Origin of the sequence: Azospirillum humicireducens (assembly GCF_001639105.2) — a bacterium.
Lineage (GTDB): Bacteria > Pseudomonadota > Alphaproteobacteria > Azospirillales > Azospirillaceae > Azospirillum > Azospirillum humicireducens.
Genome location: NZ_CP015285.1, coordinates 2,440,937 through 2,463,494, shown reverse-complemented (window position 1 = coordinate 2,463,494; position 22,558 = coordinate 2,440,937). Strand labels below are relative to the sequence as shown.

The following is a 22,558-nucleotide window of genomic DNA, read 5'->3' as shown; positions in this document are numbered from 1 at the left end:
ATGGCTCAGCCGTGCCATGTCCTGACATGCGAAGGCCCCGGCGCTGGGCCGGGGCCTTCGGTCTCGGTCGGAGCGGGGGGCCCGGCCGTCAGTGGGCGGTGCCGGTCTGGCCGCTGAACTTTCCGCCGACGATGAAGCGCGACAGGTAGGTCGGCAGGATCACCTCGCAGGTCGCCAGCTCGGCGATGCCCAGATCCTTGAAACCCAGCGCGGTCGGGGAAACGACGTTGTCCTGCTTCAGCAGCGCCACCTGATCGCGGGTCAGCACCGGGTCCAGCACCGGAACCTTCTCCAGGAAGCCGGCCAGCGACTCGGCGGCGTTCCAGGGGATGGTCACCAGCGGGCGGTGGCGCTGGATGTCCTTCTGGGTCAGCTCCAGCAGTTCCCGGAAGGTGTAGACGCGCGGGCCGCCCAGCTCATAGGTCTTGCCGCGGCTGGCGTCGGTCTCCAGCGCGGCGACGACGGCATCGGCCAGATTTCCGACATAGACCGGCTGGAACAGGGTCTTGCCGCCGCCGATCAGCGGCAGGGCGGGGGCCTTCTGCGCCATCGCGGCGAACTTGTTGAAGAAGTTGTCCTCCGGTCCGAAGACGATGCTGGGGCGCAGGATCGTCGCCGCCGGGAAGGCCGACAGCACCGCCTGCTCGCCGGCCGCCTTGGAACGGGCGTAGGAGGAGGGGGAGTTGGAGTCGGCGCCGATGGCGGAAATCTGGATCAGCCGGTTGACGCCGCTGGCGGCGGCCAGGCGGGCGATGCGGGCCGCGGCATCGACATGCACGCCCTGGAAGCTCTGGCTCCCACGCTCGAACAGCACACCCAGCAGGTTGATGACGACATCCGCGCCCTGAACGGCGCGGGCGACCGACTCGTCCTTGCTGCAGTCGGCGGCGAAGGGAACGATCTGGCCGACGGCGCCGGCCGTCTTCAGGAAGGCGGCCTTGCCCGGGTTGCGGGTGGCAATGCGGATCTGGGCGCCCGACCGGGCGAGGCGCCGGATCAGGTGGCGGCCGATGAAGCCCGAACCGCCGAACACCGTGATAACCTGAGTGCGATAGGACATCGACCGTCTCCCGTGTCGTTGCGCGCCGTAGCCGAGGCTTTCGCGCGGCGGTTCTCCCGCCGTTGCCGCGCGCCCCCGCGCGTCGTCCGACTGTATGTCGCCATGAGGACTGCTTGAACTGCGGGCATGCTTATAGCGAATGGACCGCCGCCAATCTAGGGACTGCATTGCCGCGGCGGCCGGCGATGGGGCGAAAACCCGCGATGCGACAAAAAAATGAAGGGGTTGGAAAAAAGCTGTTGACGCCCCCCGGCCGGATCATTAAACAACCGCCCACACACCGAGCACCGAGCCCAGGTGGCGGAATTGGTAGACGCGCAGGTTTCAGGTACCTGTGGCAGAAATGTCGTGGAAGTTCGAGTCTTCTCCTGGGCACCATTTCTTTCTACCCGGCTGCGCCGCATGCACAGCTCCTTCGATCGAGAGGGAGGCAGTGCAGAGCGGCGTTCGTCGTTTCTAGGGTCCGTGGCCGGGGGCCTGACCACCCCGGAACGCGACCATGCCCATCGACCTTCATGACGGCGACCTCCCCGACGGCCTCGACCTCGGCGCCGGCGCCCGCGACAACTGCGTCGCCATCGACACCGAGACCATGGGGCTGAATCCCCACCGCGACCGCCTCTGCCTGGTGCAGCTGTCGGCCGGCGACGGTGCCGTCCATCTGGTGCAGTTCCGCCCCGGCCAGTACGAGGCGCCGAACCTGAAGCGCTTGCTGACCGATCCCGGCGTGACCAAGCTGTTCCACTTCGCCCGCTTCGACGTGGCGGTGATGAAGGCCTATCTCGGCGTCGGCTGCCAGCCGGTCTATTGCACCAAGGTGGCCTCCAAGCTGGTCCGCACCTTCACCGACCGCCATGGCCTGAAGGATCTGTGCAAGGACCTGCTGGGGGTGGAGATTTCCAAGCAGCAGCAGTCCTCCGACTGGGGGGCGCCCGAGCTGACCACCGACCAGATGAAGTATGCGGCGTCGGACGTGCTGCACCTGCATGACCTGAAGGCCAAGCTGGACGTCATGCTGGCGCGCGAGGGCCGCACCCATCTGGCCCAGGCCTGCTTCGACTTCCTGCCCGCCCGCGGCGAGCTGGATCTCGGCGGCTGGGAAACCCCGGACATTTTGGCGCACTGACGGGCTGATCATCGCCCTCTCCCCGACCGGGCGTGGATTTGACCCGGCGCCCCACGGGGGGCATACTGCATGACGCGCCTGCCGGGAGCCATCCGGGCGGGCGCGTGTTTGTGAACGGCCTGCCTATCGGGCCTTTTGAATGGAAGGCATGATCGCCTTGACCAGCGTTATCACCTCCAGCCTGACCGCCGGCCTGACCGACGGCTCCGCCGCCTCGGCGGAGTCGAGCGCCGTGGAGAACCGCGACCTCGCCTGCGCCACCCGCGTCCTGCGGACGGAAGCCGATGCGCTGGTCGCTCTGGCGGACAGCCTCGACGGTGCTTTCCTGCAGGCGCTCGACCTGCTGCACGGCATCGAAGGGCGGGTGGTCGTCACCGGCATGGGCAAGTCGGGCCATGTCGCCCGCAAGATCGCCGCCACCATGGCCTCCACCGGCACGCCGGCCTTCTTCGTCCATCCGGGCGAGGCGAGCCACGGCGACCTCGGCATGATCGCAAAGAACGACGCGGTGGTGGCGCTGTCCAATTCCGGCGAGACGCATGAGCTGGCCGACATCATCGCCTACACCCGCCGCTTCGGCATCCCGCTGATCGGCATGACCCGCCGGGCCGCCTCCGCACTGGCCGAGCAGGCTGACGTGGCGCTGGTCATCCCGCCGGAGCCGGAGGCCTGCCCGCTGGGGCTGGCCCCGACCACCTCCACCACCATGATGCTGGCCCTGGGCGACGCGCTGGCGGTGGCGCTGCTGGAGCGGCGCGGCTTCTCCGCCGCCGATTTCCGCGAATTCCACCCCGGCGGACAGCTGGGGCGTGCCCTGCTGAAGGTGACGGACATCATGCACAAGGGGGCGGATTTGCCCCTGTGCCGTCTTGACTCGCCGCTGTCCGACGTCATCTTCGAGATGACGGCCAAGCGGCTGGGCTGCGTCGGGGTGACCGACAAGGCCGGCGCGCTGGTCGGAATCATCACCGACGGCGACGTGCGCCGTCATCTGACGCCGGAGCTTCTGGCAGAGCGCGCCGACAGCATCATGTCGCCCCGACCGAAGACCATCCGCCCGAAGGCGCTGATCGTCGAGGCGTTGCGCGAGATGAACGAGAAGAAGATCACCACCCTGTTCGTGATCGAGGACGACCGGCCGCTGGGCATCGTGCACATCCACGATTGCCTGCGCGCCGGCGCCGCCTGACGACGTTCTTGTCCATTATGGAAGCCAAGCGCCGAGCCGGAGGGACACAGACTTGAGCCTGGACGACCTGCGCAGCCCCGACCGCACCGGAACCGCTCCGCCTGCAGCCCCGTCTGCGCATGGAGGGGACCGCCGCGCGTCCGCTGCGGCGGAGCCGCCCGCGGCGCTGCGCGCGCACCGGCGGCGTGACACCCGACCGGTCAGCCGGTTCCACAGCCGCTTCGTCTCGGCCCTGAAGTTCGCGCTTCCGGCGGCGGCGCTGGCGATGGTGGCCCTGCTGGCCGCCTGGCCGTCGCTGAACAGCCCGCCGGCTCCGCGCATCTCCGCCGACGCCGGGCAGAGCGAGATGCTGAAGCCGCGCTATTTCAGCCTGGACGAACACAACCAGCCCTTCTCGCTGGTGGCGGCCAAGGCCGACAAGTCGGCCGACCAGCCGGACATCGTCCTGCTGGACGACCCGCAGGCGGAGATGACCGAGGCCGCCGGCACCTGGGTGACCATGCGGTCCGACAAGGGCTGGTACAACCAGGCCACCGGCATCCTGCTGATGCGCGGCAACGTCCATGTCCTGCGCGACGACGGCAACGAGTTCACCACCAGCGAGGCCGAGGCCGACATCCGCAAGGGCAACGCCTGGGGCGACCAGGCGGTGGCCGGCCAGGGCCCGCAGGGCGAGATCAACGCCAAGGGCTTCCGCATGACGGACCGCGGCAAGAATGTCGTCTTCCTCAACCAATCGAAGGCCGAGGTCCAGGCCGCCGAACGCCCCGGGAGCAAGAAGCCGTGACGTCCAAACGGTCGCCGTCCAGAACCGTCTTCTCCCTGTCGACGATCCCGGCCGCCGCGGCGCTGGCCGCCGGGCTGCTGCTCGCCGCTCCCGCCTTCGCCCAGGGCCTGCCCGGCATGGGCGGCAAGCAGCCGGTCGAGATCAACGCCGATCAGGCGATCGAATGGCACCAGGACGTCCGCGCCTACGTGGCGCGGGGCAACGCCTCGGCCAAGCGCAACGACTCCACGGTCTTCGCCGACGTGCTGACCGCCTATTACCGCGAGGTGCCCGGCAAGGGGAACGAGGTGTTCCAGCTGGTGGCAGACGGCAATGTCCGCATCGTCAGCCCGACCCAGCAGGTGTTCGGCGATCATGGCGTCTATGACGTCGACAAGCAGGTCGCCGTCGTCACCGGCAAGGATCTGAAACTGATCACCACCAAGGACGTGGTCACCGCCCGCGACAGCCTGGAGTATTACGAGGCGCAGGACCTGACCGTGGCGCGCGGCGACGCGGTGGCGGTGCGCGGCACCGACCGGCTGCGCGCCGACGTGCTGATCGGCCGGCTGAAGAAGATGCCGGACGGCACCACCCAGATGGAGCGGATCGACGGCTCCGGCAACATCGTCGTCACCACCCCCAGCGATGTGGCGCTGTCGGACAAGCTGGTCTATTCGGTGGCCGACAATGTCGCGGTGCTGATCGGCAATGTCCGGATCACCCGCGGCGACAACCAGCTGAACGGCGAAGCCGCCGAGATGAACATGAACACCAAGATCAACCGCGTCATCGCCGGCCGCGATGCCGGCGGCCGGGTCAGCGGCCTGCTGATTCCCGCCGAGAAGACCGGCGGCCAGCCCGGCGCGGCAGGCAAGAAGCCGTGACCGTGCTGACCGCCAACGGACCCGGCGCCGTTCCCGCCGGCAGCACTTCCGCAGCATCCGTCCCGGCCGAAGGGCTGGTGGCGCAGCATCTCGGCAAGTCCTTCAAGAAGCGGCCGGTGGTGCGCGATGTCTCGATCAGCGTCCAGCGCGGCGAGGCGGTCGGGCTGCTCGGCCCCAACGGCGCGGGCAAGACCACCTGCTTCTACATGATCACCGGCCTGATCGCCGCCGATTCCGGCACGATCACGTTGGACGGGCAGGACATCACCGCGCTGCCGATGTACCGCCGCGCCCGGCTCGGCATCGGCTATCTGCCGCAGGAAGCCTCGATCTTCCGCGGCATGACGGTGGAGAACAACATCCGCTCCGTTCTGGAGGTGGTGGAGAGCGACCGCGACGCCCGCGAGGCGATGCTGGACGAGCTGCTGGCCGAATTCTCGGTGACGCACCTGCGCCGCTCCCCCGCCCTGGCGCTGTCGGGCGGCGAGCGGCGGCGCGTGGAGATCGCCCGCGCTCTGGCCGGACAGCCCCACTTCATCCTGCTGGACGAACCGCTGGCCGGCATCGACCCCATCGCGGTGAACGACATCCGCGAGCTGGTCGGGCACCTGCGCGACCGCGGCATCGGCGTGCTGATCACCGACCACAATGTGCGTGAAACATTGGACCTCGTCGATCGGGCATACATTTTGCACGATGGTGTGGTACTAATGGAGGGACGGCCGGACGAGATCGTGGCGCACGAGGGCGTGCGCCGGGTCTATCTCGGCGACCGGTTCAGTCTGTAGCCCTCCGTTTCCACTGGTCGCGGTTCAACAGCCATGGCGCTTGCTCAACGTCTCGACCTTCGACAAGCCCAGACCCTGGTGATGACGCCGCAGCTGCAGCAGGCGATCAAGCTGCTGCAGCTGTCGAACATCGAACTGTCGGACTTCGTCGACCGCGAGATCGAGCAGAACCCCCTGCTGGAGCGCGACAGCGGCCCCGGCGATGGCGGCAGCGACCCGGTGGGCGACGGGGCCGGCGGCGAGGCGCCGGGCGGGCTGGACGGCCCCGGCGGCATGGAGGCGAACGGCCTCAGCGCCGACGGGCTGAACGGCCGCGATGACGGGCCGGGCATGATGCCGAGCGATGGACGCACCCGCGACACGGTGGAGATGACCTCCTCGGACACGCTGGCGTCCTCGTCCGAGGCGCCGCTCGACACCGATTTCGAGAATGTCTACGGCGACGACCGCTTTTCCGACGGGTCGGACGGCGGCAGCGAGGTCTACGGCTCCTACGGCGAGCGCGGCGGCCGCAGCGGCTTCGAGGATGACGACAGCAACCTCGAAGCGACGCTGACCAGCGAGAAGAACCTGCGCGACCACCTGACCGAGCAGCTGAAGATCGACCTGCCCGACCTGGGCGACCAGCTGATCGGACTGGCCCTGATCGACATGCTGGACGAGGCCGGCTGGCTGGTCGGCTTCGACGCCCAGGCGCTGGCCGGGCAGCTGGGCTGCGGCGCCGACCGGGTGGAGCGGGTGCTGGCCGCCTGCCAGCGCTTCGACCCGCCCGGCATCTTCGCCCGTTCGCTGAAGGAATGCCTCGCCATCCAGCTGCGCGAGAAGAACCGGCTGGACCCGGCGATGGCGGCGCTGCTCGACAATCTGGAGCTTCTGGCCGCGCGCAACCTGCCGGCCATCATGAAGGTCTGCGGCGTCGATGCCGAGGACGTCGCCGACATGGTCGCCGACATCCGCAAGCTGAACCCGAAGCCGGCTCTGGCCTTCGACCACACCCCGGCCCAGCTGGTCACCCCCGACATCCTGATGCGCGCCAATCCCGGCGGCGGTTGGCTGATCGACCTGAACCCGGACACGCTGCCGCGGGTGCTGGTCAACCACCGCTATTTCGCCCGCATCTCCGACAGCGCCAAGTCGAAGGCCGACAAGGAGTATCTCTCCGAACGCTTCCAGTCGGCCAACTGGCTGGTCAAGTCGCTGCACCAGCGCGCCACCACCATCCTGAAGGTGGCCAGCGAGATCATCCGCCAGCAGGACGCCTTCTTCATCCATGGCGTCTCGCACCTGCGGCCGCTGATCCTGCGCGACATCGCCGAGGCCATCGGCATGCATGAGAGCACCGTCAGCCGCGTCACCACCAACAAGTTCATGGCGACCCCGCGCGGCGTGTTCGAGCTGAAATACTTCTTCACATCGGCCATCCAGGGCGCCGACGGCCAGGCTTCCCATTCCGCGGAAGCGGTTCGGCACCGCATCAAGACGATGATCGACGCCGAGAAGCCGGACGACGTGCTGTCGGACGACAAACTGGTGGAGATTCTCCGTGCCGAAGGGATCGACATTGCGCGAAGGACGGTCGCGAAGTATCGTGAAGCGATGAAAATACCGTCATCGGTGCAGCGACGCCGTGCCAAGATGTCACGCATGTAGGCAGGTCGGGCGGGGGAGGGCTCGATTGACAGTCAGGTAGCCCTTGCCTATCGTCCCGGCCCGCACGCGGTGGACCGCATCTCCACACGTCGTCTCTACACCGTCCCCAGCGGACCAATTTTTGGAAACGTTCCACCATGCAACTCACTGTCAAAGGCAAGCAGCTCGACGTGGGCGACGCTCTGCGCACCCATGTGGCCGATAGCCTGAGCGCCGTCGTCGGCAAGTACTTCGACAAGCCGATCGAAGCGACCGTGATCCTGACCAAGGACGCGCACCTCTACAAGGCCGACATCCAGGCCCATGTGGGCCGCGGCATCGTCCTGCAGAGTGCCGGTGACGCCACCGAGCCGTATCCGGCCTTCGACATCGCCTGCGACAAGCTGGCCAAGCGCCTGCGCCGCTACAAGCGCCGCCTGCGCGACCACCACGCGGCCGAGAACGGCGCCGCCATCCCCGCGAACTACCGGGTGCTGGAAGCCGACGCCGACGAGCAGCATGACGAGGTCGAGACGGTTGCCGACGGCGCCCACCAGCCGATGGTCGTGGCGGAGATGGAGACGAGCATCGCCACCCTGTCGGTCAGCGAGGCGGTGATGCGCCTGGAGCTGGCGCAGGCCCCCGCCCTGATGTTCCACAACGGCGCGCATGGCCGCCTGAACATGGTCTATCGCCGCGCCGACGGGAACATCGGCTGGGTCGATCCGGCGGAGAAGGCCGGCGCCTGACGGCGCCGACCCGTCCCCCTGGTCAAGAAGCGTCATGCTCGACCTCATCTCTCCGCACGCCATCCTCCCGAACCTGAAGGCCAGCAACAAGAAGCAGGCCCTGCAGGAGATGGCGCGCAAAGCGTCCGAGCTGACCGGTCAGCACGAGCGGGCGATCTTCGACGTGCTTCTGGAGCGCGAAAGGCTGGGCACAACCGGCGTGGGCCATGGCATCGCCATCCCGCACGGCAAGCTGTCCAGCCTGGACCGTGTCCATGGCGTCTTCGCCCGCCTGGAGCGGCCCATCGATTTTGACGCGATCGATGAGCAGCCGGTCGATCTGATCTTTCTCCTCCTCGCCCCGGAACAGGCGGGAGCCGACCATCTGAAGGCTCTGGCCCGCGTCTCGCGCCTTCTGCGGGACCAGTCCATGTGCGAAAAGCTGCGCGGCGCCCAATCCGGCGACGCGATGTACGCGCTTCTGACCCAGCACGAGCCTAGCCCGTCGAACTGACCGGCCGCCAGTGCGGGAACCAAGATGCCGAAAGGGCCGCTGCACGGGCTGTGCGCGGCCCTTTTTCTTTCGGGTTGGATGCACCAAGTGGTGTGGGGCCGGACGGGTTGGTAGGATACCGGCAAGCCGACACGACCGACGGGGGCCAAGGCCATGGGAAACGCACAGCGCAAGCCCTGGATTTCGCCGCGGGATTATCTTGCCGCCGAGCGGACGGCCGAGGTCCGCCATGAGTACGTCGATGGCGAGATCTTCCCCATGGTCGGGGCGAGCCGCCGGCATGCGACCATCGTCGGCAACCTGTTCGTCGCCCTGCGACAGGCCGCCCGCGCCCGCGGATGCCAGGCTTACGCCAACGACGTGAAAGTCCGGGTCGAGGCGGCGAACGCCTTCTACTATCCCGACCTCGTCGCGACCTGCGCCGGCGGCGACGACGATCCCTATGTGGTCAAGGACCCGGTGCTGGTCGTGGAGGTTCTCTCCGACAGCACCGAGGCCATCGACCGGCGCGAGAAGCGGACCAACTACCAGAAGATCCCGTCCCTGCGCGAAATCGTCCTGGTCTCGCAGACCGAGCGTCTGGTCGAGGTGTACCGCCGCGACGGCAGCGGCTGGACCGTCGATGTGCTGCGCGACGGTCCGGTCATGCTTGCGTCGCTGGACCTGACCATTCCGCTCGAGGCGGTGTACGAGGACTGAAAGCGAAGACGTGCTTTAAAAAGCCGCATTTTCTTCGGTCGTCATCCCCGCGAAGGCGGGATCCAGGCTTGCCGCTCAAGTCCCTGAGACGGCTGGATTCCCGCCTTCGCGGGAATGACGGTCGAGGCGATTGAGGCATCGTCTTCGGTCGAGCGGCGTTCCTCACCCCCGCTCCGCCCAGCCCATGTAGTTCACGTCCAGATCGCGCGGGTTCAGGCGGAACTCGTCGCTCAGCGGGTTGTACGTGATGCCGGTCAGGTCGCGTACGCCCAGACCGTACGTGCGTACGGCGGCGTTCAGTTCGGACGGGCGCAGGAATTGGCGCCAGTTGTGGGTGCCGCGCGGAAGCCAGCGCAGGATGTACTCCGCCCCGACGATGGCGAGAGCGAAGGATTTCGGCGTGCGGTTCAGCGTCGCCAGGAACAGAACGCCGCCCGGCGCCAGCAGGTCGGACAGCGACTTCACGAACAGATTGACGTCGGCGACATGCTCGATCACCTCCATCGCCAGCACCACGTCGAATTTTTCGCCGCTGGCCCCCAACGCCTCGGCGGTGGTGGCGCGGTAATCGACGGTCGTGCCGGTCTCGGCCGCATGGGTGGCGGCGGTCTTGATGTTCTTCTCCGACGCGTCGACGCCGACGACGGTGGCGCCCATCCGCGCGATCGGTTCGGCCAGCAGGCCGCCGCCGCAGCCGATGTCCACCACGCGCAGGCCCGCCAGCGGGTTCGGCGCCAGCGGGTCGCGGCCCAGCCGCTTGCACACCGCATCGCGGATGTAGGTCAGGCGCAGCGGGTTCAGCCGGTGCAGCGGCTTGAACTTGCCGGTCGGATCCCACCACTCGGCGGCGATGGCCGAGAAGCGGGCGACATCCTCCGGGTCCACGGTTCCACCCCCAACTCCACCCGCCGGAGCGGTTGCGGACGCGTGCGGAAAGGCGGAGGACGAGGCGGTCATGGTGAAAATCCGTAAACTGTGAGGTGGGACGGGTGCGGGCAACTTGCCTCGCTTCCAGTGACGGAGTATGGATACGCCGCCCCGCGCCGGCAACGGTGGAGCGGGGGTGCGCTCCGCCGACCCGCATGATCCAGATGGCATGATCCAGATGGCATGACCGGGCGGCCAGACATGGTGTGAGGTATGGCGCGGATCGTCCTGAAGTTCGGAGGCACGTCGGTCGGCGACATCGACCGCATCAAGAACGTGGCCCGGAAGGTCGAGCAAGAGGTGAAGGCGGGGCATCAGGTCGCCGTCGTCGTGTCGGCGATGTCCGGCGTGACCAACCAGCTCGTCAAATATTGCAACGACATCGACAAGCTGCATGACGCGCGCGAATATGACGCGGTCGTCGCCAGCGGCGAACAGGTGACCTCCGGGCTCCTGGCCGTCGCCCTGCAGTCGCTCGGCATTCCCGCCCGCTCCTGGGCCGGCTGGCAGATTCCGATCCGCACCGACGACACGCACGGCAAGGCGCGCATCGTCTCGATCGACACCACCGAGATGGAAAAGTCCCTGCAGACCGGCGAAGTCGCCGTGGTCGCGGGATTCCAGGGCGTGTCGAACGAGGGCCGCATCACCACGCTGGGCCGCGGCGGTTCCGACACCTCGGCGGTGGCGCTGGCGGCGGCGGTGAAGGCCGACCGGTGCGACATCTACACCGATGTGGACGGCGTCTACACCACCGATCCGCGCATCGTCGCCAAGGCGCGCAAGCTCGACAAGATCACCTACGAGGAAATGCTGGAAATGGCCTCGCAGGGGGCCAAGGTGCTTCAGACCCGCTCGGTCGAGATGGCGATGAACCACCGCGTGCGCGTGCAGGTGCTGTCGAGCTTCGAAGCCGCTGCGGGCAGTTCGCTTCCCGGAACCCTGGTTGTTGACGAGGACGAGATCGTGGAAAAGGAAGTTGTTAGCGGCATCGCCTACAGCCGCGACGAGGCGAAGATCACCCTGGTGGGCGTCGCCGACCAGCCGGGCGTCGCCGCCGCCATCTTCGGTCCGCTGACCGACAATGCCGTCAACGTCGACATGATCGTCCAGAACGTGTCGGAAGACGGCAAGTCCACCGACATGACCTTCACCGTCGGCAAGGCGGACATCGCCCGCGCCGTGAAGGTGCTGGAGGACGCGCAGTCCACCCTGAACTACAAGCGCATCGTCTCCGATGCCAACGTGGTCAAGGTGTCGGTCATCGGCGTCGGCATGCGCAGCCATGCCGGCGTCGCCCAGCGCATGTTCAAGGCGCTGGCCGACAAGGGCATCAACATCCAGGTCATCTCGACCTCGGAGATCAAGATTTCGGTCCTGATCGCCGAGGAGTATGCGGAGCTGGCGCTGCGCGCCCTGCACACCGCCTACGGCCTGGACGCCGCCTGAGCACAGGTGGCGACCCGGTGACGGGGACCGCAACAGCAGGAAAGGGCCGGCCATGACCGACGCCACATCGCACGCGGCGGAAGCATCGGCCCAATCCCGCCTTTACCGGTCCCGTCTCGACCGGCTGTGGAAGCGGGGCCGGGATTTCCTCGGCACCCGCACCGCCGTGATGGGCGGGGCGATGAGCTGGGTGTCCGAACGGCATCTGGTCTCCGCCATCTCCAACGCCGGCGGCTTCGGCGTGCTGGCCTGCGGCTCGATGGCTCCCGACCAGCTGGCGGTGGAGATCGCCGGCACACGGGCGCTGACCGACAAGCCGTTCGGCGTCAACCTCATCAACATGCACCCGGCGCTGGACCAGCTGATCGACGTCTGCCGCGAGCAGGGCGTCGGCCATGTGGTCGTCGCCGGCGGTCTGCCGTCCGGCGCCACCCTGCGCCGGATCAAGGATGGCGGGGCCAAGGCGATGGCCTTCGCGCCGACGCTGACCGCCGGCCGGCGGCTGGTGAAGCATGGCGCCGACGCGCTGGTGATCGAAGGGACGGAGGCCGGCGGCCATATCGGTCCGGTGTCCACCACCGTGCTGGCCCAGGAGATCCTGCCCGACCTGCGCGAGGTCCCGGTGTTCGTCGCCGGCGGCATCGGTCGGGGCGAGGCCATCCTCTCCTATCTGGAGCTGGGGGCGGCCGGCGTGCAGGTCGGCACCCGCTTCGTCTGCGCCACCGAATGCGTGGCCCATCCCAATTTCAAGCAGGCCTTCATCCGGGCATCGGCCCGCGACGCCCAGCCGTCGGTGCAGATCGACCCGCGCTTTCCGGTGATCCCGGTGCGGGCGCTGGCGAACGAGGCGTCGAAGCGCTTCATGGAATTCCAGCGCGACATCATCGCCAAGGTCGATTCCGGCATCATGAGCCGCGACGAAGGCATGCTGGAGATCGAGCATTTCTGGGCCGGCGCGCTGCGCCGCGCGGTCATCGAGGGCGACGTCGAGAACGGCTCCCTGATGGCCGGGCAGAGCGTCGGGCTTGTCACCCGCGAACAGCCGGTGGCCGACATCCTTGCCGAATTGATCGCCCAGGCCGAATCGGCGCTGGCACGGCGGGCGATGGATGAGGCATCGTTGGAAGCGATGGCGGGAGTGATGGCGGAGCCGCCCGTGGGAGCGCTGTAGCGACATGACCGACACCCTCGACACGGCAGCCGGCGATGGTGGGACAGGCGGCGGTACGGGCGGGGGACTGCATCCCCGGTTCGACGGCACCTCGTCGCGCCGTCTGCTCGCCCGGCTGCGCGACATCATGGCCGGGTCGGGGTCGGGACAGGACCGGCTGGACAAGATCGTCACCCTGATCGCGGGGGAGATGAAGGCCGACGTCTGCTCCTGCTACATCATGCGGGCCGGCGAGGTGCTGGAGCTGTTCTCCACCGAGGGCCTGAACAAGACCGCCGTCCACAACACCCGCCTGCGGGTGGGCGAGGGCATCGTCGGCTACATCGCCGGCCACGCCCGCCCGGTCGCGCTGGACAACGCCCCCTCCCACCCCAGCTTCGCTTACCGTCCGGAAACGGGGGAGGACCCGTTCCAGTCGCTGGCCGGCGTGCCGATCCTGCGCGGCAGCAAGGTGCGCGGCGTGCTGGTGATCCAGCACAAGGACCGCCGCCGCTATGTCGAGGAGGAGGTGGAAACCCTCCAGACCATCGCCATGGTCGTCGCCGAGCTGGTGGCCCAGAGCGAGCTGGTCAACCCGGTGGAGGTCACCACCACCGGCGATCCCGTGCTGCTGCCGGCCCGCCTGTCGGGCACGGCGATGAGCGCCGGGCTGGCCATGGGGCTCGCCGTCATCCACCGGCCGCAGCTGACCGTCCGCCAGATGGTGGCGGAGGACGCCGACGCCGAGCTGGAGCGCTTCAACACCGCGCTGCAGACCATGCACAGCGCCATCGACGACCTCTTGGAAGCGGCGTCGCTGGCGGGGCTCAGCGAACCGCGCGACATCCTGGAGACCTACCGGATGTTCGCCGAGGACCGCGGTTGGCTGTCGCGCATCCGCGAGGCGATCCGCGTCGGCCTGACGGCGGAAGCGGCGGTGCAGCAGGTGCAGAACGACACCCGCGCCCGCATGAGCCATCTGACCGATCCCTACATCCGGGAACGGTTGATGGATTTCGAGGATCTGACCAACCGGTTGCTGCAACATCTGGCCGGCAAGACCAGCAGCACCGACGGGGCGACCCTGCCCGACGACATGATCCTGGTCGCCCGCTCCATGGGGCCGGCGGAACTGCTGGATTACGACCGCACCCGTCTGCGCGGCCTGCTGCTGGAGGAGGGATCGCCGGCCAGCCATGTCTGCATCGTCGCCCGCGCCCTGAACATCCCGGTGGTGCAGGCGGCCGACGCGCTGAACCGGATCGAGCCGCTGGACCAGCTGATCGTCGACGGCGACCATGGGTCGGTCTTCATCCGCCCGGCTGAAGACATCCAGATGGCCTTCTCCGAGGCGGTGGCGTTGCAGCACCGCAAGGAGCAGATGTATGCGGAGATCCGCAACCTGCCCTCGGTGACGCGCGACGGCGTGCCGATCTCGATCCAGCTGAACTGCGGCCTGCTGATCGACCTGCCGCATCTGACCGCCAGCGGGGCGGAGGGGGTCGGGCTCTACCGCACCGAAATCCCCTTCATGGTCCGTGCGTCGTATCCCGACGTGAAGGCGCAGACCGACCTCTATTCCCGCATCCTGGACGAGGTCGGCCACAAGCCGATCGTCTTCCGCACGCTGGATGTCGGCGGCGACAAGATGCTGCCCTATATGACCGGCGGCGAGGAGGAGAACCCGGCGTTGGGCTGGCGCGCGGTGCGCATCGGGCTGGACCACCCGTCGCTGCTGCGCCAGCAGTTGCGGGCGCTGCTGCTGGCCGCCGCCGGCCGGCCGCTGTCGGTGATGTTCCCGATGATCGCCGAGGTCGCGGAGTTCGACGGCGTCCGCCGCCTGCTGGATCTGGAACTGAAGCGGCTGGACTCCCAGGGCATCGAGCGGCCGAGCGGTCTGCGCGTCGGCACCATGCTGGAGGTGCCGTCGCTGTTGTGGCAACTCCCGGCCCTGCTGCCGAAGCTGGACTTCCTGTCGGTCGGCTCCAACGACCTGACCCAGTATCTGTTCGCCGCCGACCGTGGCAACCCGCGCACCTCCACCCGCTACGATCCGCTGTCGCCGTCGATGCTGTGCGTGCTGCGCCGGCTGGTGGACGAGTGCGCCAGGCACAAGGTATCGCTGAGCATCTGCGGCGAGATGGCCGGGCGGCCGCTCGACGCCATGGCGCTGATCGGCGTGGGCTTCCGCACCCTGTCGATGTCGCCGCCGTCGGTGGGGCCGGTGAAGACCATGCTGCGCTCGATGGATGTCGGGGCGCTGCGCCAGTACATGAGCGGGCTCTATACCGGCGCCGACCACAGCCTGCGCGACAAGCTGAGAAGCTTCGCCAAGGATCACGGGGTTCTGATCTGAGGGGCCGATCCCCCCGCCCACTTGTCACGCCCTGCATTCCCTGCCCCGCGGTCATTGCGGTTGCACCGCAGGGGCGGCATGTCGTACCCATTCCGCTTGCCGCATCCGTGCGGATGCCCCCGGCGCGCACGGCCTTTCGGCGTATGCGCAAGTTGCGAGCAGATGGCGAGCCCATGGCCAAGCGCAAGCTTTTCGACGATTTCGATCCGGCCCCTCCCGGCCCCTCCGTCTCCGAGACCCTGCGCTCCACGCGCATGGCGCATGGCTATGACCTGCGCGATGTCGCGGCGATGCTGCGCATCCGCTATCCGTACCTGCTCGCCATCGAGGAAGGGCGGTTCGACGAGCTGCCGGGCAGCACCTATGCCATCGGCTTCCTGCGCTCCTACGCCGAGTGTCTGGGGCTGGACCCCGATGCCATCGCCGCCCGCTACAAGGACGAGGCGGCCGGCACCGTGCGCCGGCAGGAGCTGTATCTGCCGACTCCGGCGGCGGAAGGCGGGCGCGCATCGGGCGGGACGCTGCTGCTGGGCACGCTGGTTCTGGCCGGCATCGTCTATGGCGGCTGGTATTATCTGTCGGCGACCGACCGGACGGTGACCGATCTGGTGCCGACCCTGCCGGACCGGCTGGTCTCGCTTCTGGACGGTGTGCCGTCCAAGCCCGCAACGCCGGCATCCGAGCAGGCCGGCACCGCGGCGCAGCCGGGAGCAGAGCCGTCGGTTCCCGCGCCGGTGATCGCTTCCGCTCCGGCCACGCCCGCCGCCTCGCCGCCTGCCGCGGCTCCTGCGACCTCGACTCCGGCGGCCCCTGCCCCCGCGCCCGGAGCCCCGGCCCCTGGTGGGGCGGTGAAGCCTCCGCAGGGGAATGCTCCGGCCGCTTCGGCGCCGGCCGCTTCGACGGTCGCGGGCAAGCCGCCGGCCCAGCCGCCGCTGCCGTCCGCCAACGCGCCCTCCACGAACCAGGCGGCCGGGCAGGCCCCCGGACAGGCTGTCGTCAATGTTCCGGCCCCGCCGCCGGAGGATGATGAAGAGGCTTCGCCCCAGGACCCGACCCCGCTGAACGCCGCGGCCAACCCGCCCGCCGCCCCGGCCGCGCCGACGGCGACGGTGCCGGCCAACGGCAAGGTCTATGGCACGCTGAACACCAACGCCAAACTGATCCTGAAGGCCACGCAGGAAAGCTGGCTGCAGGTCCGCGACGGCAGCGAGATCGTCTTCACGCGCGTGCTGAAGCCGGGCGACACCTTCCGAGTCCCCGACAAGCCCAACGTGAAGATCCGCACCGGCAATGCCGGCGGTCTGGTGGTGATGGCCGATGGCGGCGAAAGCCCGCCGCTGGGGTCCGTCGGGCAGGTCCTGCGCGACGTCGCCATCGATAGCCATGGGGTTGTGCGGCGCTGAGCCGTTGCCGGGGGCGCCGGCCATGCATCGGCGGCGCCCCACCACCCTGTCCCTTGAAACCGGGGCGCGGGAGCGCACTTCTGGCCTGACGCCGGCTGCGCTAGGATGCGGCACCCGGCACCGTTTCCCCGGCACTGTTTCGCTGTCCAGAGGCTGACCCGAGATGACCGTCCGCGCCTACCGCCAGATCCTTCGCCGCAAATCGCGCCAGATTCGCGTCGGCAACGTGTTGGTCGGCGGCGACGCGCCGATCTCGGTCCAGACCATGACCAACACGCCGACCACCGACGTCAAGGCGACGGTGGAGCAGATCCAGGCGGCCGAACGGGTGGGGGCGGACATCGTCCGCGTCTCCTGCCCCGACCGCGAGTCGGCGCTGGCGCTGAAGGACATCGTGCGGCAGGTGAAGGTGCCGATCGTCGCGGACATCCATTTCCACTACAAGCGCGCCATCGAGGCGGCGGAGAGCGGTGCGGCCTGTCTGCGCATCAACCCCGGCAACATCGGCTCGGCCGAGCGGGTGCGCGAGGTGGTGAAGGCGGCCAAGGACCATGGCTGTTCGATGCGCATCGGCGTGAATGCCGGCTCGCTGGAGCAGGATCTGCTGGAGAAATACGGCGAGCCCTGCCCGGAGGCGATGGTCGAGAGCGCGCTGAACCATGCCAAGATCCTGGAAGACAACGATTTCCGCGAGTTCAAGATCTCGGTGAAGGCGTCCGACGCCTTCCTGGCCGTCGCCGCCTATCAGGGGCTGGCCGAGGCCTGCGACTACCCGCTGCACATCGGCATCACCGAGGCGGGCGGCCTGCGCGCCGGCACGGTGAAGTCGTCGATCGGGCTCGGCATGCTGCTGTGGTCGGGCATCGGCGACACCATGCGCGTCTCGCTGTCGGCCGATCCGGCGGAAGAGGTTCTGGTCGGCTACGATATCCTGAAGTCGCTGGGCCTGCGCCGGCGCGGCGTCACCGTCATCTCCTGCCCCAGCTGCGCCCGGCAGAACTTCAACGTCATCAAGACGGTGGAGCTGCTGGAACAGAAGCTGGCCCACATCACCACGCCGCTGACCCTGTCGGTCATCGGCTGCGTCGTGAACGGGCCGGGCGAGGCGCGGGAAACCGACATCGGCCTGACCGGCGGCGGCAACAACACCCATCAGGTCTATCTGTCCGGCGTCACCGACCACCGGCTGAAGGACCAGGACATCGTCCAGCATCTGGTCGGTCTGGTGGAGAAGAAGGCGGCGGAGATCGAGGCGGCGAAGGCCGCCGCGGAAGCCGCGGAGGTCGAGAGCAGGCAAGACGTGGCCCCCGCCGCGGAGTAAGCTGCCCCCGATTTAAGCAGGGACAGCGAACTCAGGCGTGACCACCACCTCCTACCTCGTCATCGGCGCCAGCCACCGGACCTGTTCCGGCGCGGTCCGCGACCGTCTGTCCACCGACGAGGCGGAAGTGGCGGGCATGCTGGACCGGCTGCGCGCCGCTGGCGTGGGGCAGGCGGTGTGGCTCAGCACCTGCGACCGGGTGGAGGTTCAGGCGGTCCACGAGCGCCCGAACGAGGCGGCGCTGGCGATCGCCGAGGCGATGGCCGACCGCGTCGGTCTGCCCACCGCCGATCTGGCGCCGCAGCTCTACACCCGCACCGGCATCGATGCGGTGCGCCACCTGTTCGCGGTGGCCTGCTCGCTCGACAGCCAGATCGTCGGCGAGCCGCATATCCTGGGCCAGGTGAAGGCCGCCCACCGCAGCGCCGCGTCGGCCGGGATGACCGGGCCGGAGCTTGAGGCGGTTCTGCAGGCCGCCTATGCCGCCGCCAAGCGGGTGCGCAGCGAGACGCCGATCGCGGAGGGTGCCACCTCGCTGGCCGCCGCCGCCATCCAGGTGGCGCGCGACCTGCACGGCGATATCCGGCGCTGCGGCGCCCTGCTGCTGGGGCTGGGCGACATGGGCGCCTTGGTGCTGGAGGGGCTGCGCGAGGCCGGACTGCCGCGGCTGACGGTCGCGGCGCCGGTGGACCGGCGGGCGGAAGCGGCGGCGCGGCGGCTGGACGGGCATTTCGCCCCCTGGGCCGATTTGGAGACGGCGATGACCGGCGCCGATATCCTGGTGGCCGCGGCCGGCCTTGGGCGCTATATCCTCACGGCTCCGATGATGGAGGCGGTGCTGAAGCGCCGCCGCCGACGGCCGGTCTTCGTCGTCGATGCCGCCATTCCGGCCGACGTCGATCCGGCGGTGGCGCGCATGGACGGCGCCTTCGTCTATGATCTGGGCGATCTGGAGCGGGTGGCGCTGCAGGGCCGCGTCGGACGCGAGGCGGCGACCCAGGCGGCCTGGATGATCGTGGACGAGGCGGTTTCCGCCTTCGCCCGCGACCGGGCAGAACGCGCCGCGGTGCCCGCCGTGGCGGCGCTGCGCACCCATTTCGAGGCGGAGCGGCGGCGGCTGCTGTCAGGCCATGGCGACCTGGACGCGGCATCGGCGACGCGGCTGCTGGTCAACCGGCTGCTGCACGTCCCGTCGGAGGCGCTGCGCGCGCTGGCCGCCGACGGCAGCGGCGAAGGGCTGGCCGAACGGGCCGCGGCCGAACGGCTGATGTTCCGGCTGTTCGGGCTGGACAGGTTCGGGCGGGACGGTATGGCCTGCGATGGGGCCGAAGAGACTGAACGGGATAAGGACGAGCGACGTGAGCCTGGACGAGAAGTTCGATAAGGTGATGGCCCGGTATGACGAGCTGCGCGACACGCTTGCGGCCGGCCTGACCGAGTCCGGCGACTTCGCCCGGCTGTCCAAGGAATATGCCGACCTCACCCCGATTGCCGAGGCCATCGCGGAACTGAAGAGGGGCCGTGCCGAGGCCGCCGATCTGGCGGAGATGATATCGTCGATGATGGGCGATCCCGCTGCCGACCCCGAGATGAAGGCGATGGCGGAGGAGGAATTCCACCTCCTGGCCAAGCGCATCCCGGATCTGGAGCGCAAGGTGCAGATCTCGCTGCTGCCGAAGGACGAGGCGGACGAGAAGAACGCCATCCTGGAGGTGCGGGCCGGCACCGGCGGCGACGAGGCCGCCCTGTTCGCCGCCGAGCTGTTCGAGATGTACCGCCGCTATGCCGGCCTGCATGGCTGGCGGTTCGAAGCGATGGATGTCAGCGAGACCGGCATCGGCGGCTACAAGGAGGCCACCGCCAACATCACCGGTCGCGGCGTGTTCGCCCGGCTGAAGTTCGAATCCGGCGTCCACCGCGTCCAGCGCGTGCCGGCGACCGAGGCGCAGGGCCGCATCCACACCTCTGCCGCCACCGTCGCCGTGCTGCCCGAGGCGGAGGAGGTCGACATCCACATCGACGAGAAGGACCTGCGGATCGACGTGTTCCGCTCCTCCGGACCCGGCGGCCAGTCGGTCAACACCACCGACAGCGCGGTGCGCATCACCCACCTGCCGACCGGCCTGGTGGTGAGCCAGCAGGACGAGAAGTCGCAGCACAAGAACAAGGCCAAGGCGCTGAAGGTGCTGCGCGCCCGGCTGTACGACCGCGAGCGTGCGGAGAAGGACGCCGCCCGTGCCGCCGACCGCAAGAATCAGGTCGGCAGCGGCGACCGCTCGGAACGCATCCGCACCTACAACTTCCCGCAAGGGCGGGTGACCGACCACCGCATCAACCTGACGCTCTACAAGATCGACAAGGTCATGGCCGGCGAGGCGCTGGACGAACTGATCGACGCGCTGGTGTCCGAAGACGAGGCCGCCCGGCTGGCGGAGCTGGGGTGAGGATTCAGACTTTGACGCCACAATCTCCCTCTCCCGCCAAGGGCGGGGGAGGGTCGGGGAGGGGGCCGAGCACCTCCCAGATCATGCGCGCCACTCCTTCTGGATTGCTGAGCACATCTGTGTTCCAAAAGCGCAATACGGTCCAGCCGGCAGCCTTCATCCGCCGGTCTCGTGCGGCATCGTACGAGGACTCGGCATGCTGCCCGCCATCAACTTCGACCACGAGCTTAGCTTCAATGCAGGCGAAGTCGGCGATGTAGGGCGGAATGGGGTGCTGGCGTCGGAAGTACCATCCGCCTATTTGGCGGCGGCGCAGCAGGTTCCAGAGCTTGCGTTCCGCATCGGTCGGGACGCGGCGCATGGAGCGAGCTTGGATCAGTGCAGTCTTCTTGGCGCGTGGCATTGGTGTCGGCGCTTGCCCCCTCCCTAACCCTCCCCCGCCTTCGGCGGGAGAGGGGATTTGAGGCGAGTTTGGAGACATATGTGTGGTTGAGAAAGGTGTAGAAAGATCGCATCCATGAACCTCCGCACCCTGCGCGCCCAGGCCGAGGCGCGGCTGCGCGAGGCCGGCGTCGATACGCCGGAGCTCGACGCCCGCTACCTGCTGGAACATGCGCTGACCCTCACCCGCACCGATTTCGTTACGAAAGCGGAACAAACTATCCCCGACGACGATGCCGCCCGCGCCCTGGCGTTGGTCGAGCGCCGCGCCGCGCGGGAGCCGGTGGGGCGCATCCTGGGGCACCGGGAGTTCTGGACCATAGACCTCGCCCTCAATCCCGACACGCTGGAGCCGCGGCCCGACACCGAGACGGTGGTGGAGGCGGTGCTCGCCGCCATCCCCGACCGCAAGGCTCCGTTGCGCCTAATCGATTTCGGTACCGGAACGGGCTGCATCCTGCTGGCGCTGCTGTCGGAACTGCCGAACGCCACCGGTCTCGGCGTCGATCTCAGCCCGCTGGCGGTGGAGGGGGCGGCCGGCAATGCCGAGCGCAACGGGCTGGCGGACCGCGCCCGTTTCCAGACCGGCGATTGGGCCAAGGGAATCGGGGATCGTTTCGACATCGTGGTATCCAACCCGCCCTACATTCCCAGCGCCGACATCGCCACGCTGGAGCCGGAGGTGCGGCAGCACGACCCGCTCCGCGCGCTGGATGGCGGGCCGGACGGGCTGGAGCCCTACCGCATCCTTGCCGCCGACCTTTCGCGCCTGCTGGTCCCCGGCGGGCTGGCCGCCTTCGAGGTCGGGCAGGGCCAGGCGGAGGATGTGGCGGCTCTGGTCGAGGCGCAGGGGTTGGGAGAGACCGCGATCCTGTGTGACCTTGGTGGGGTAAAGCGCTGTGTCAGGGCACGGAAAGCCCAGTGAAGCGGGCACTCATCCAAAAAAACGGTTGGATCGGCGGGCCTGGCCGGGTAGTGTGCGGTACACGACCGCGAACCTACGGCCTGCGGAGCATGATTCTCGGATGGTTCTCTGCCGAGCGCTGACCGCCATGGCCCGCCGCACGCGATGCGGACGCGTCGTTTGAACCCCGTGAGCGACCCATGGAAATCGTCCATGGCAGACCGGGCGGCCGGGCCGGAAGGCCGGATGGCCGCCGGAGCGTTCCGGGGACTGCGCTTCTCTTGCATGGGGCCTTAAGAGCCGAATGAGACAGGGACCGAACTCCAGGCGTTCGCGTGGTCGTGGCAACAGCGGCGGCGGGGGCAGCGGCGGCGGTGGTGGCGGGGGCGGCGGCGGTGCCGGCCGGCGCCAGAATGTTCCGCTGCGTCACCAGACCTTCGACAGCAACGGTCCGGACGTCCGCATCCGCGGCAATGCGTGGCAGGTGCAGGAAAAGTATCAGGCGCTGGCCCGCGATGCGATGTCGTCCGGCGACCGCGTGCAGGCGGAAAACTACCTGCAGCATGCCGAGCATTACCTGCGCATCATCAACCAGATCCAGGAATCGGAAAACCGCCAGCGCGGCGGCCAGCCGAGCATCGGGCATGGCCATCAGCAGCAAGGGGCCTCGCAGGCCGGCGACGATGACGACCAGCCGACCGAGGACGAGACCGACGGCGAGGAACGGGCGGCAGTCAACGCCTGACGCTTCGCGTTTTTGAGGCTGGATCCCTGAAA

General features: G+C 68.5%; 21 protein-coding genes and 1 tRNA gene. 19 read left to right on the top strand and 3 right to left on the bottom strand.

Going from position 1 to position 22,558, the window contains the following annotated elements; translation table 11 throughout:
• Nucleotides 1-88 precede the first annotated feature (88 nt).
• Nucleotides 89-1,060 (bottom strand): complex I NDUFA9 subunit family protein, encoded by a 972-nt coding sequence (locus A6A40_RS11560; RefSeq protein WP_063635525.1) that lies wholly within the window; start codon nt 1,058-1,060, stop codon nt 89-91.
• A 291-nt stretch (nt 1,061-1,351) separates the two neighbouring features.
• On the opposite strand from A6A40_RS11560, the gene A6A40_RS11555 reads away from it, so the two are divergent.
• The 10 genes from A6A40_RS11555 (at nt 1,352) to A6A40_RS11510 (ending at nt 9,386) form a co-directional block, all read left to right on the top strand.
• Nucleotides 1,352-1,438: transfer RNA gene (locus A6A40_RS11555), tRNA-Leu, on the top strand.
• 121 nt (nt 1,439-1,559) lie between these two features.
• Nucleotides 1,560-2,186: a ribonuclease D gene (locus A6A40_RS11550; protein WP_063635524.1), complete on the top strand. Its 627-nt coding sequence runs from the start codon at nt 1,560-1,562 to the stop codon at nt 2,184-2,186.
• 139 nt (nt 2,187-2,325) lie between these two features.
• Nucleotides 2,326-3,375, top strand: coding sequence for a KpsF/GutQ family sugar-phosphate isomerase (locus tag A6A40_RS11545; protein ID WP_108546655.1), 1,050 nt, complete (start codon nt 2,326-2,328; stop codon nt 3,373-3,375).
• Nucleotides 3,376-3,427: 52 nt separating this feature from the next.
• Nucleotides 3,428-4,162 carry an LPS export ABC transporter periplasmic protein LptC gene (lptC, locus tag A6A40_RS11540; protein ID WP_063635523.1) on the top strand — a complete coding sequence of 245 codons (735 nt, stop codon included), beginning with the start codon at nt 3,428-3,430 and terminating at the stop codon, nt 4,160-4,162.
• Complete coding sequence (locus tag A6A40_RS11535) at nt 4,159-5,028, top strand: LptA/OstA family protein (protein WP_063635522.1); 870 nt, start codon at nt 4,159-4,161, stop codon at nt 5,026-5,028. Before lptC ends, A6A40_RS11535 begins: the two co-directional genes overlap by 4 nt.
• Nucleotides 5,025-5,816: an LPS export ABC transporter ATP-binding protein gene (gene lptB / locus A6A40_RS11530; RefSeq protein WP_082860788.1), complete on the top strand. Its 792-nt coding sequence runs from the start codon at nt 5,025-5,027 to the stop codon at nt 5,814-5,816. The genes A6A40_RS11535 and lptB overlap by 4 nt, the downstream gene beginning before the upstream one ends.
• Nucleotides 5,817-5,849: 33 nt before the next feature.
• Complete coding sequence (gene rpoN / locus A6A40_RS11525) at nt 5,850-7,466, top strand: RNA polymerase factor sigma-54 (protein WP_063635521.1); 1,617 nt, start codon at nt 5,850-5,852, stop codon at nt 7,464-7,466.
• Between the two features lie 137 nt (nt 7,467-7,603).
• Nucleotides 7,604-8,194: a ribosome hibernation-promoting factor, HPF/YfiA family gene (hpf, locus tag A6A40_RS11520; protein WP_063635520.1), complete on the top strand. Its 591-nt coding sequence runs from the start codon at nt 7,604-7,606 to the stop codon at nt 8,192-8,194.
• A gap of 34 nt (nt 8,195-8,228) precedes the next feature.
• On the top strand, nt 8,229-8,687 hold the full coding sequence (gene ptsN / locus A6A40_RS11515) for a PTS IIA-like nitrogen regulatory protein PtsN (protein ID WP_014249030.1): 459 nt from the start codon (nt 8,229-8,231) through the stop codon (nt 8,685-8,687).
• 153 nt (nt 8,688-8,840) lie between these two features.
• On the top strand, nt 8,841-9,386 hold the full coding sequence (locus tag A6A40_RS11510) for a Uma2 family endonuclease (protein WP_063635519.1): 546 nt from the start codon (nt 8,841-8,843) through the stop codon (nt 9,384-9,386).
• 162 nt (nt 9,387-9,548) lie between these two features.
• On the opposite strand, the gene ubiG is transcribed toward A6A40_RS11510, so the two are convergent.
• Nucleotides 9,549-10,343 carry a bifunctional 2-polyprenyl-6-hydroxyphenol methylase/3-demethylubiquinol 3-O-methyltransferase UbiG gene (gene ubiG, locus A6A40_RS11505; protein WP_236783647.1) on the bottom strand — a complete coding sequence of 265 codons (795 nt, stop codon included), beginning with the start codon at nt 10,341-10,343 and terminating at the stop codon, nt 9,549-9,551.
• Nucleotides 10,344-10,526: 183 nt separating this feature from the next.
• Here ubiG and A6A40_RS11500 point away from each other — a divergent pair, with 183 nt between their 5' ends.
• The 7 genes from A6A40_RS11500 to prfA all read left to right on the top strand — a co-directional run bounded on the left by A6A40_RS11500 (nt 10,527) and on the right by prfA (nt 20,436).
• A complete protein-coding gene (locus tag A6A40_RS11500) occupies nt 10,527-11,762 on the top strand; it encodes an aspartate kinase (RefSeq protein ID WP_063635517.1) in 1,236 nt (411 codons plus the stop codon).
• A 52-nt stretch (nt 11,763-11,814) separates the two neighbouring features.
• Nucleotides 11,815-12,933, top strand: coding sequence for an NAD(P)H-dependent flavin oxidoreductase (locus tag A6A40_RS11495; RefSeq protein ID WP_063635516.1), 1,119 nt, complete (start codon nt 11,815-11,817; stop codon nt 12,931-12,933).
• Nucleotides 12,934-12,937: 4 nt separating this feature from the next.
• Nucleotides 12,938-15,268, top strand: coding sequence for a phosphoenolpyruvate--protein phosphotransferase (gene ptsP / locus A6A40_RS11490; protein WP_082860787.1), 2,331 nt, complete (start codon nt 12,938-12,940; stop codon nt 15,266-15,268).
• A 173-nt stretch (nt 15,269-15,441) separates the two neighbouring features.
• Nucleotides 15,442-16,671, top strand: a complete 1,230-nt coding sequence (locus A6A40_RS32190) for a helix-turn-helix domain-containing protein (RefSeq protein ID WP_063635515.1) — start codon at nt 15,442-15,444, stop codon at nt 16,669-16,671.
• Nucleotides 16,672-16,834: 163 nt separating this feature from the next.
• Nucleotides 16,835-17,992 (top strand): flavodoxin-dependent (E)-4-hydroxy-3-methylbut-2-enyl-diphosphate synthase, encoded by a 1,158-nt coding sequence (gene ispG, locus A6A40_RS11480; protein WP_063635514.1) that lies wholly within the window; start codon nt 16,835-16,837, stop codon nt 17,990-17,992.
• A 37-nt stretch (nt 17,993-18,029) separates the two neighbouring features.
• Nucleotides 18,030-19,376, top strand: coding sequence for a glutamyl-tRNA reductase (gene hemA, locus A6A40_RS11475; protein ID WP_063635513.1), 1,347 nt, complete (start codon nt 18,030-18,032; stop codon nt 19,374-19,376).
• Entirely contained in the window at nt 19,351-20,436 is a 1,086-nt protein-coding gene (gene prfA / locus A6A40_RS11470) for a peptide chain release factor 1 (protein ID WP_063635512.1), read from the top strand. Before hemA ends, prfA begins: the two co-directional genes overlap by 26 nt.
• Nucleotides 20,437-20,440: 4 nt before the next feature.
• Here the strand turns inward: prfA and A6A40_RS11465 are convergent, their stop codons facing one another.
• Nucleotides 20,441-20,839 (bottom strand): endonuclease domain-containing protein, encoded by a 399-nt coding sequence (locus A6A40_RS11465; RefSeq protein ID WP_063635511.1) that lies wholly within the window; start codon nt 20,837-20,839, stop codon nt 20,441-20,443.
• A gap of 114 nt (nt 20,840-20,953) precedes the next feature.
• Here A6A40_RS11465 and prmC point away from each other — a divergent pair, with 114 nt between their 5' ends.
• Both prmC and A6A40_RS11455 read left to right on the top strand, forming a co-directional pair.
• On the top strand, nt 20,954-21,802 hold the full coding sequence (gene prmC, locus A6A40_RS11460) for a peptide chain release factor N(5)-glutamine methyltransferase (protein ID WP_063635510.1): 849 nt from the start codon (nt 20,954-20,956) through the stop codon (nt 21,800-21,802).
• A 283-nt stretch (nt 21,803-22,085) separates the two neighbouring features.
• Nucleotides 22,086-22,526 carry a DUF4167 domain-containing protein gene (locus tag A6A40_RS11455; protein ID WP_063635509.1) on the top strand — a complete coding sequence of 147 codons (441 nt, stop codon included), beginning with the start codon at nt 22,086-22,088 and terminating at the stop codon, nt 22,524-22,526.
• Nucleotides 22,527-22,558 lie beyond the last annotated feature (32 nt).

Coding starts and splice junctions, on each gene's coding strand:
- rpoN (WP_063635521.1), top strand. CDS start 5,850: ATGGCGCTTGCTCAACGTCTCGACCTTCGACAAGCCCAGACCCTGGTG.
- ptsP (WP_082860787.1), top strand. CDS start 12,938: ATGACCGACACCCTCGACACGGCAGCCGGCGATGGTGGGACAGGCGGC.
- A6A40_RS11455 (WP_063635509.1), top strand. CDS start 22,086: ATGAGACAGGGACCGAACTCCAGGCGTTCGCGTGGTCGTGGCAACAGC.
- A6A40_RS11545 (WP_108546655.1), top strand. CDS start 2,326: ATGGAAGGCATGATCGCCTTGACCAGCGTTATCACCTCCAGCCTGACC.
- ispG (WP_063635514.1), top strand. CDS start 16,835: ATGACCGTCCGCGCCTACCGCCAGATCCTTCGCCGCAAATCGCGCCAG.
- prmC (WP_063635510.1), top strand. CDS start 20,954: ATGAACCTCCGCACCCTGCGCGCCCAGGCCGAGGCGCGGCTGCGCGAG.
- A6A40_RS11510 (WP_063635519.1), top strand. CDS start 8,841: ATGGGAAACGCACAGCGCAAGCCCTGGATTTCGCCGCGGGATTATCTT.
- ptsN (WP_014249030.1), top strand. CDS start 8,229: ATGCTCGACCTCATCTCTCCGCACGCCATCCTCCCGAACCTGAAGGCC.
- A6A40_RS11550 (WP_063635524.1), top strand. CDS start 1,560: ATGCCCATCGACCTTCATGACGGCGACCTCCCCGACGGCCTCGACCTC.
- ubiG (WP_236783647.1), bottom strand. CDS start 10,343: ATGACCGCCTCGTCCTCCGCCTTTCCGCACGCGTCCGCAACCGCTCCG.
- A6A40_RS11500 (WP_063635517.1), top strand. CDS start 10,527: ATGGCGCGGATCGTCCTGAAGTTCGGAGGCACGTCGGTCGGCGACATC.
- A6A40_RS11560 (WP_063635525.1), bottom strand. CDS start 1,060: ATGTCCTATCGCACTCAGGTTATCACGGTGTTCGGCGGTTCGGGCTTC.
- hpf (WP_063635520.1), top strand. CDS start 7,604: ATGCAACTCACTGTCAAAGGCAAGCAGCTCGACGTGGGCGACGCTCTG.
- A6A40_RS32190 (WP_063635515.1), top strand. CDS start 15,442: ATGGCCAAGCGCAAGCTTTTCGACGATTTCGATCCGGCCCCTCCCGGC.
- A6A40_RS11465 (WP_063635511.1), bottom strand. CDS start 20,839: ATGCCACGCGCCAAGAAGACTGCACTGATCCAAGCTCGCTCCATGCGC.
- A6A40_RS11495 (WP_063635516.1), top strand. CDS start 11,815: ATGACCGACGCCACATCGCACGCGGCGGAAGCATCGGCCCAATCCCGC.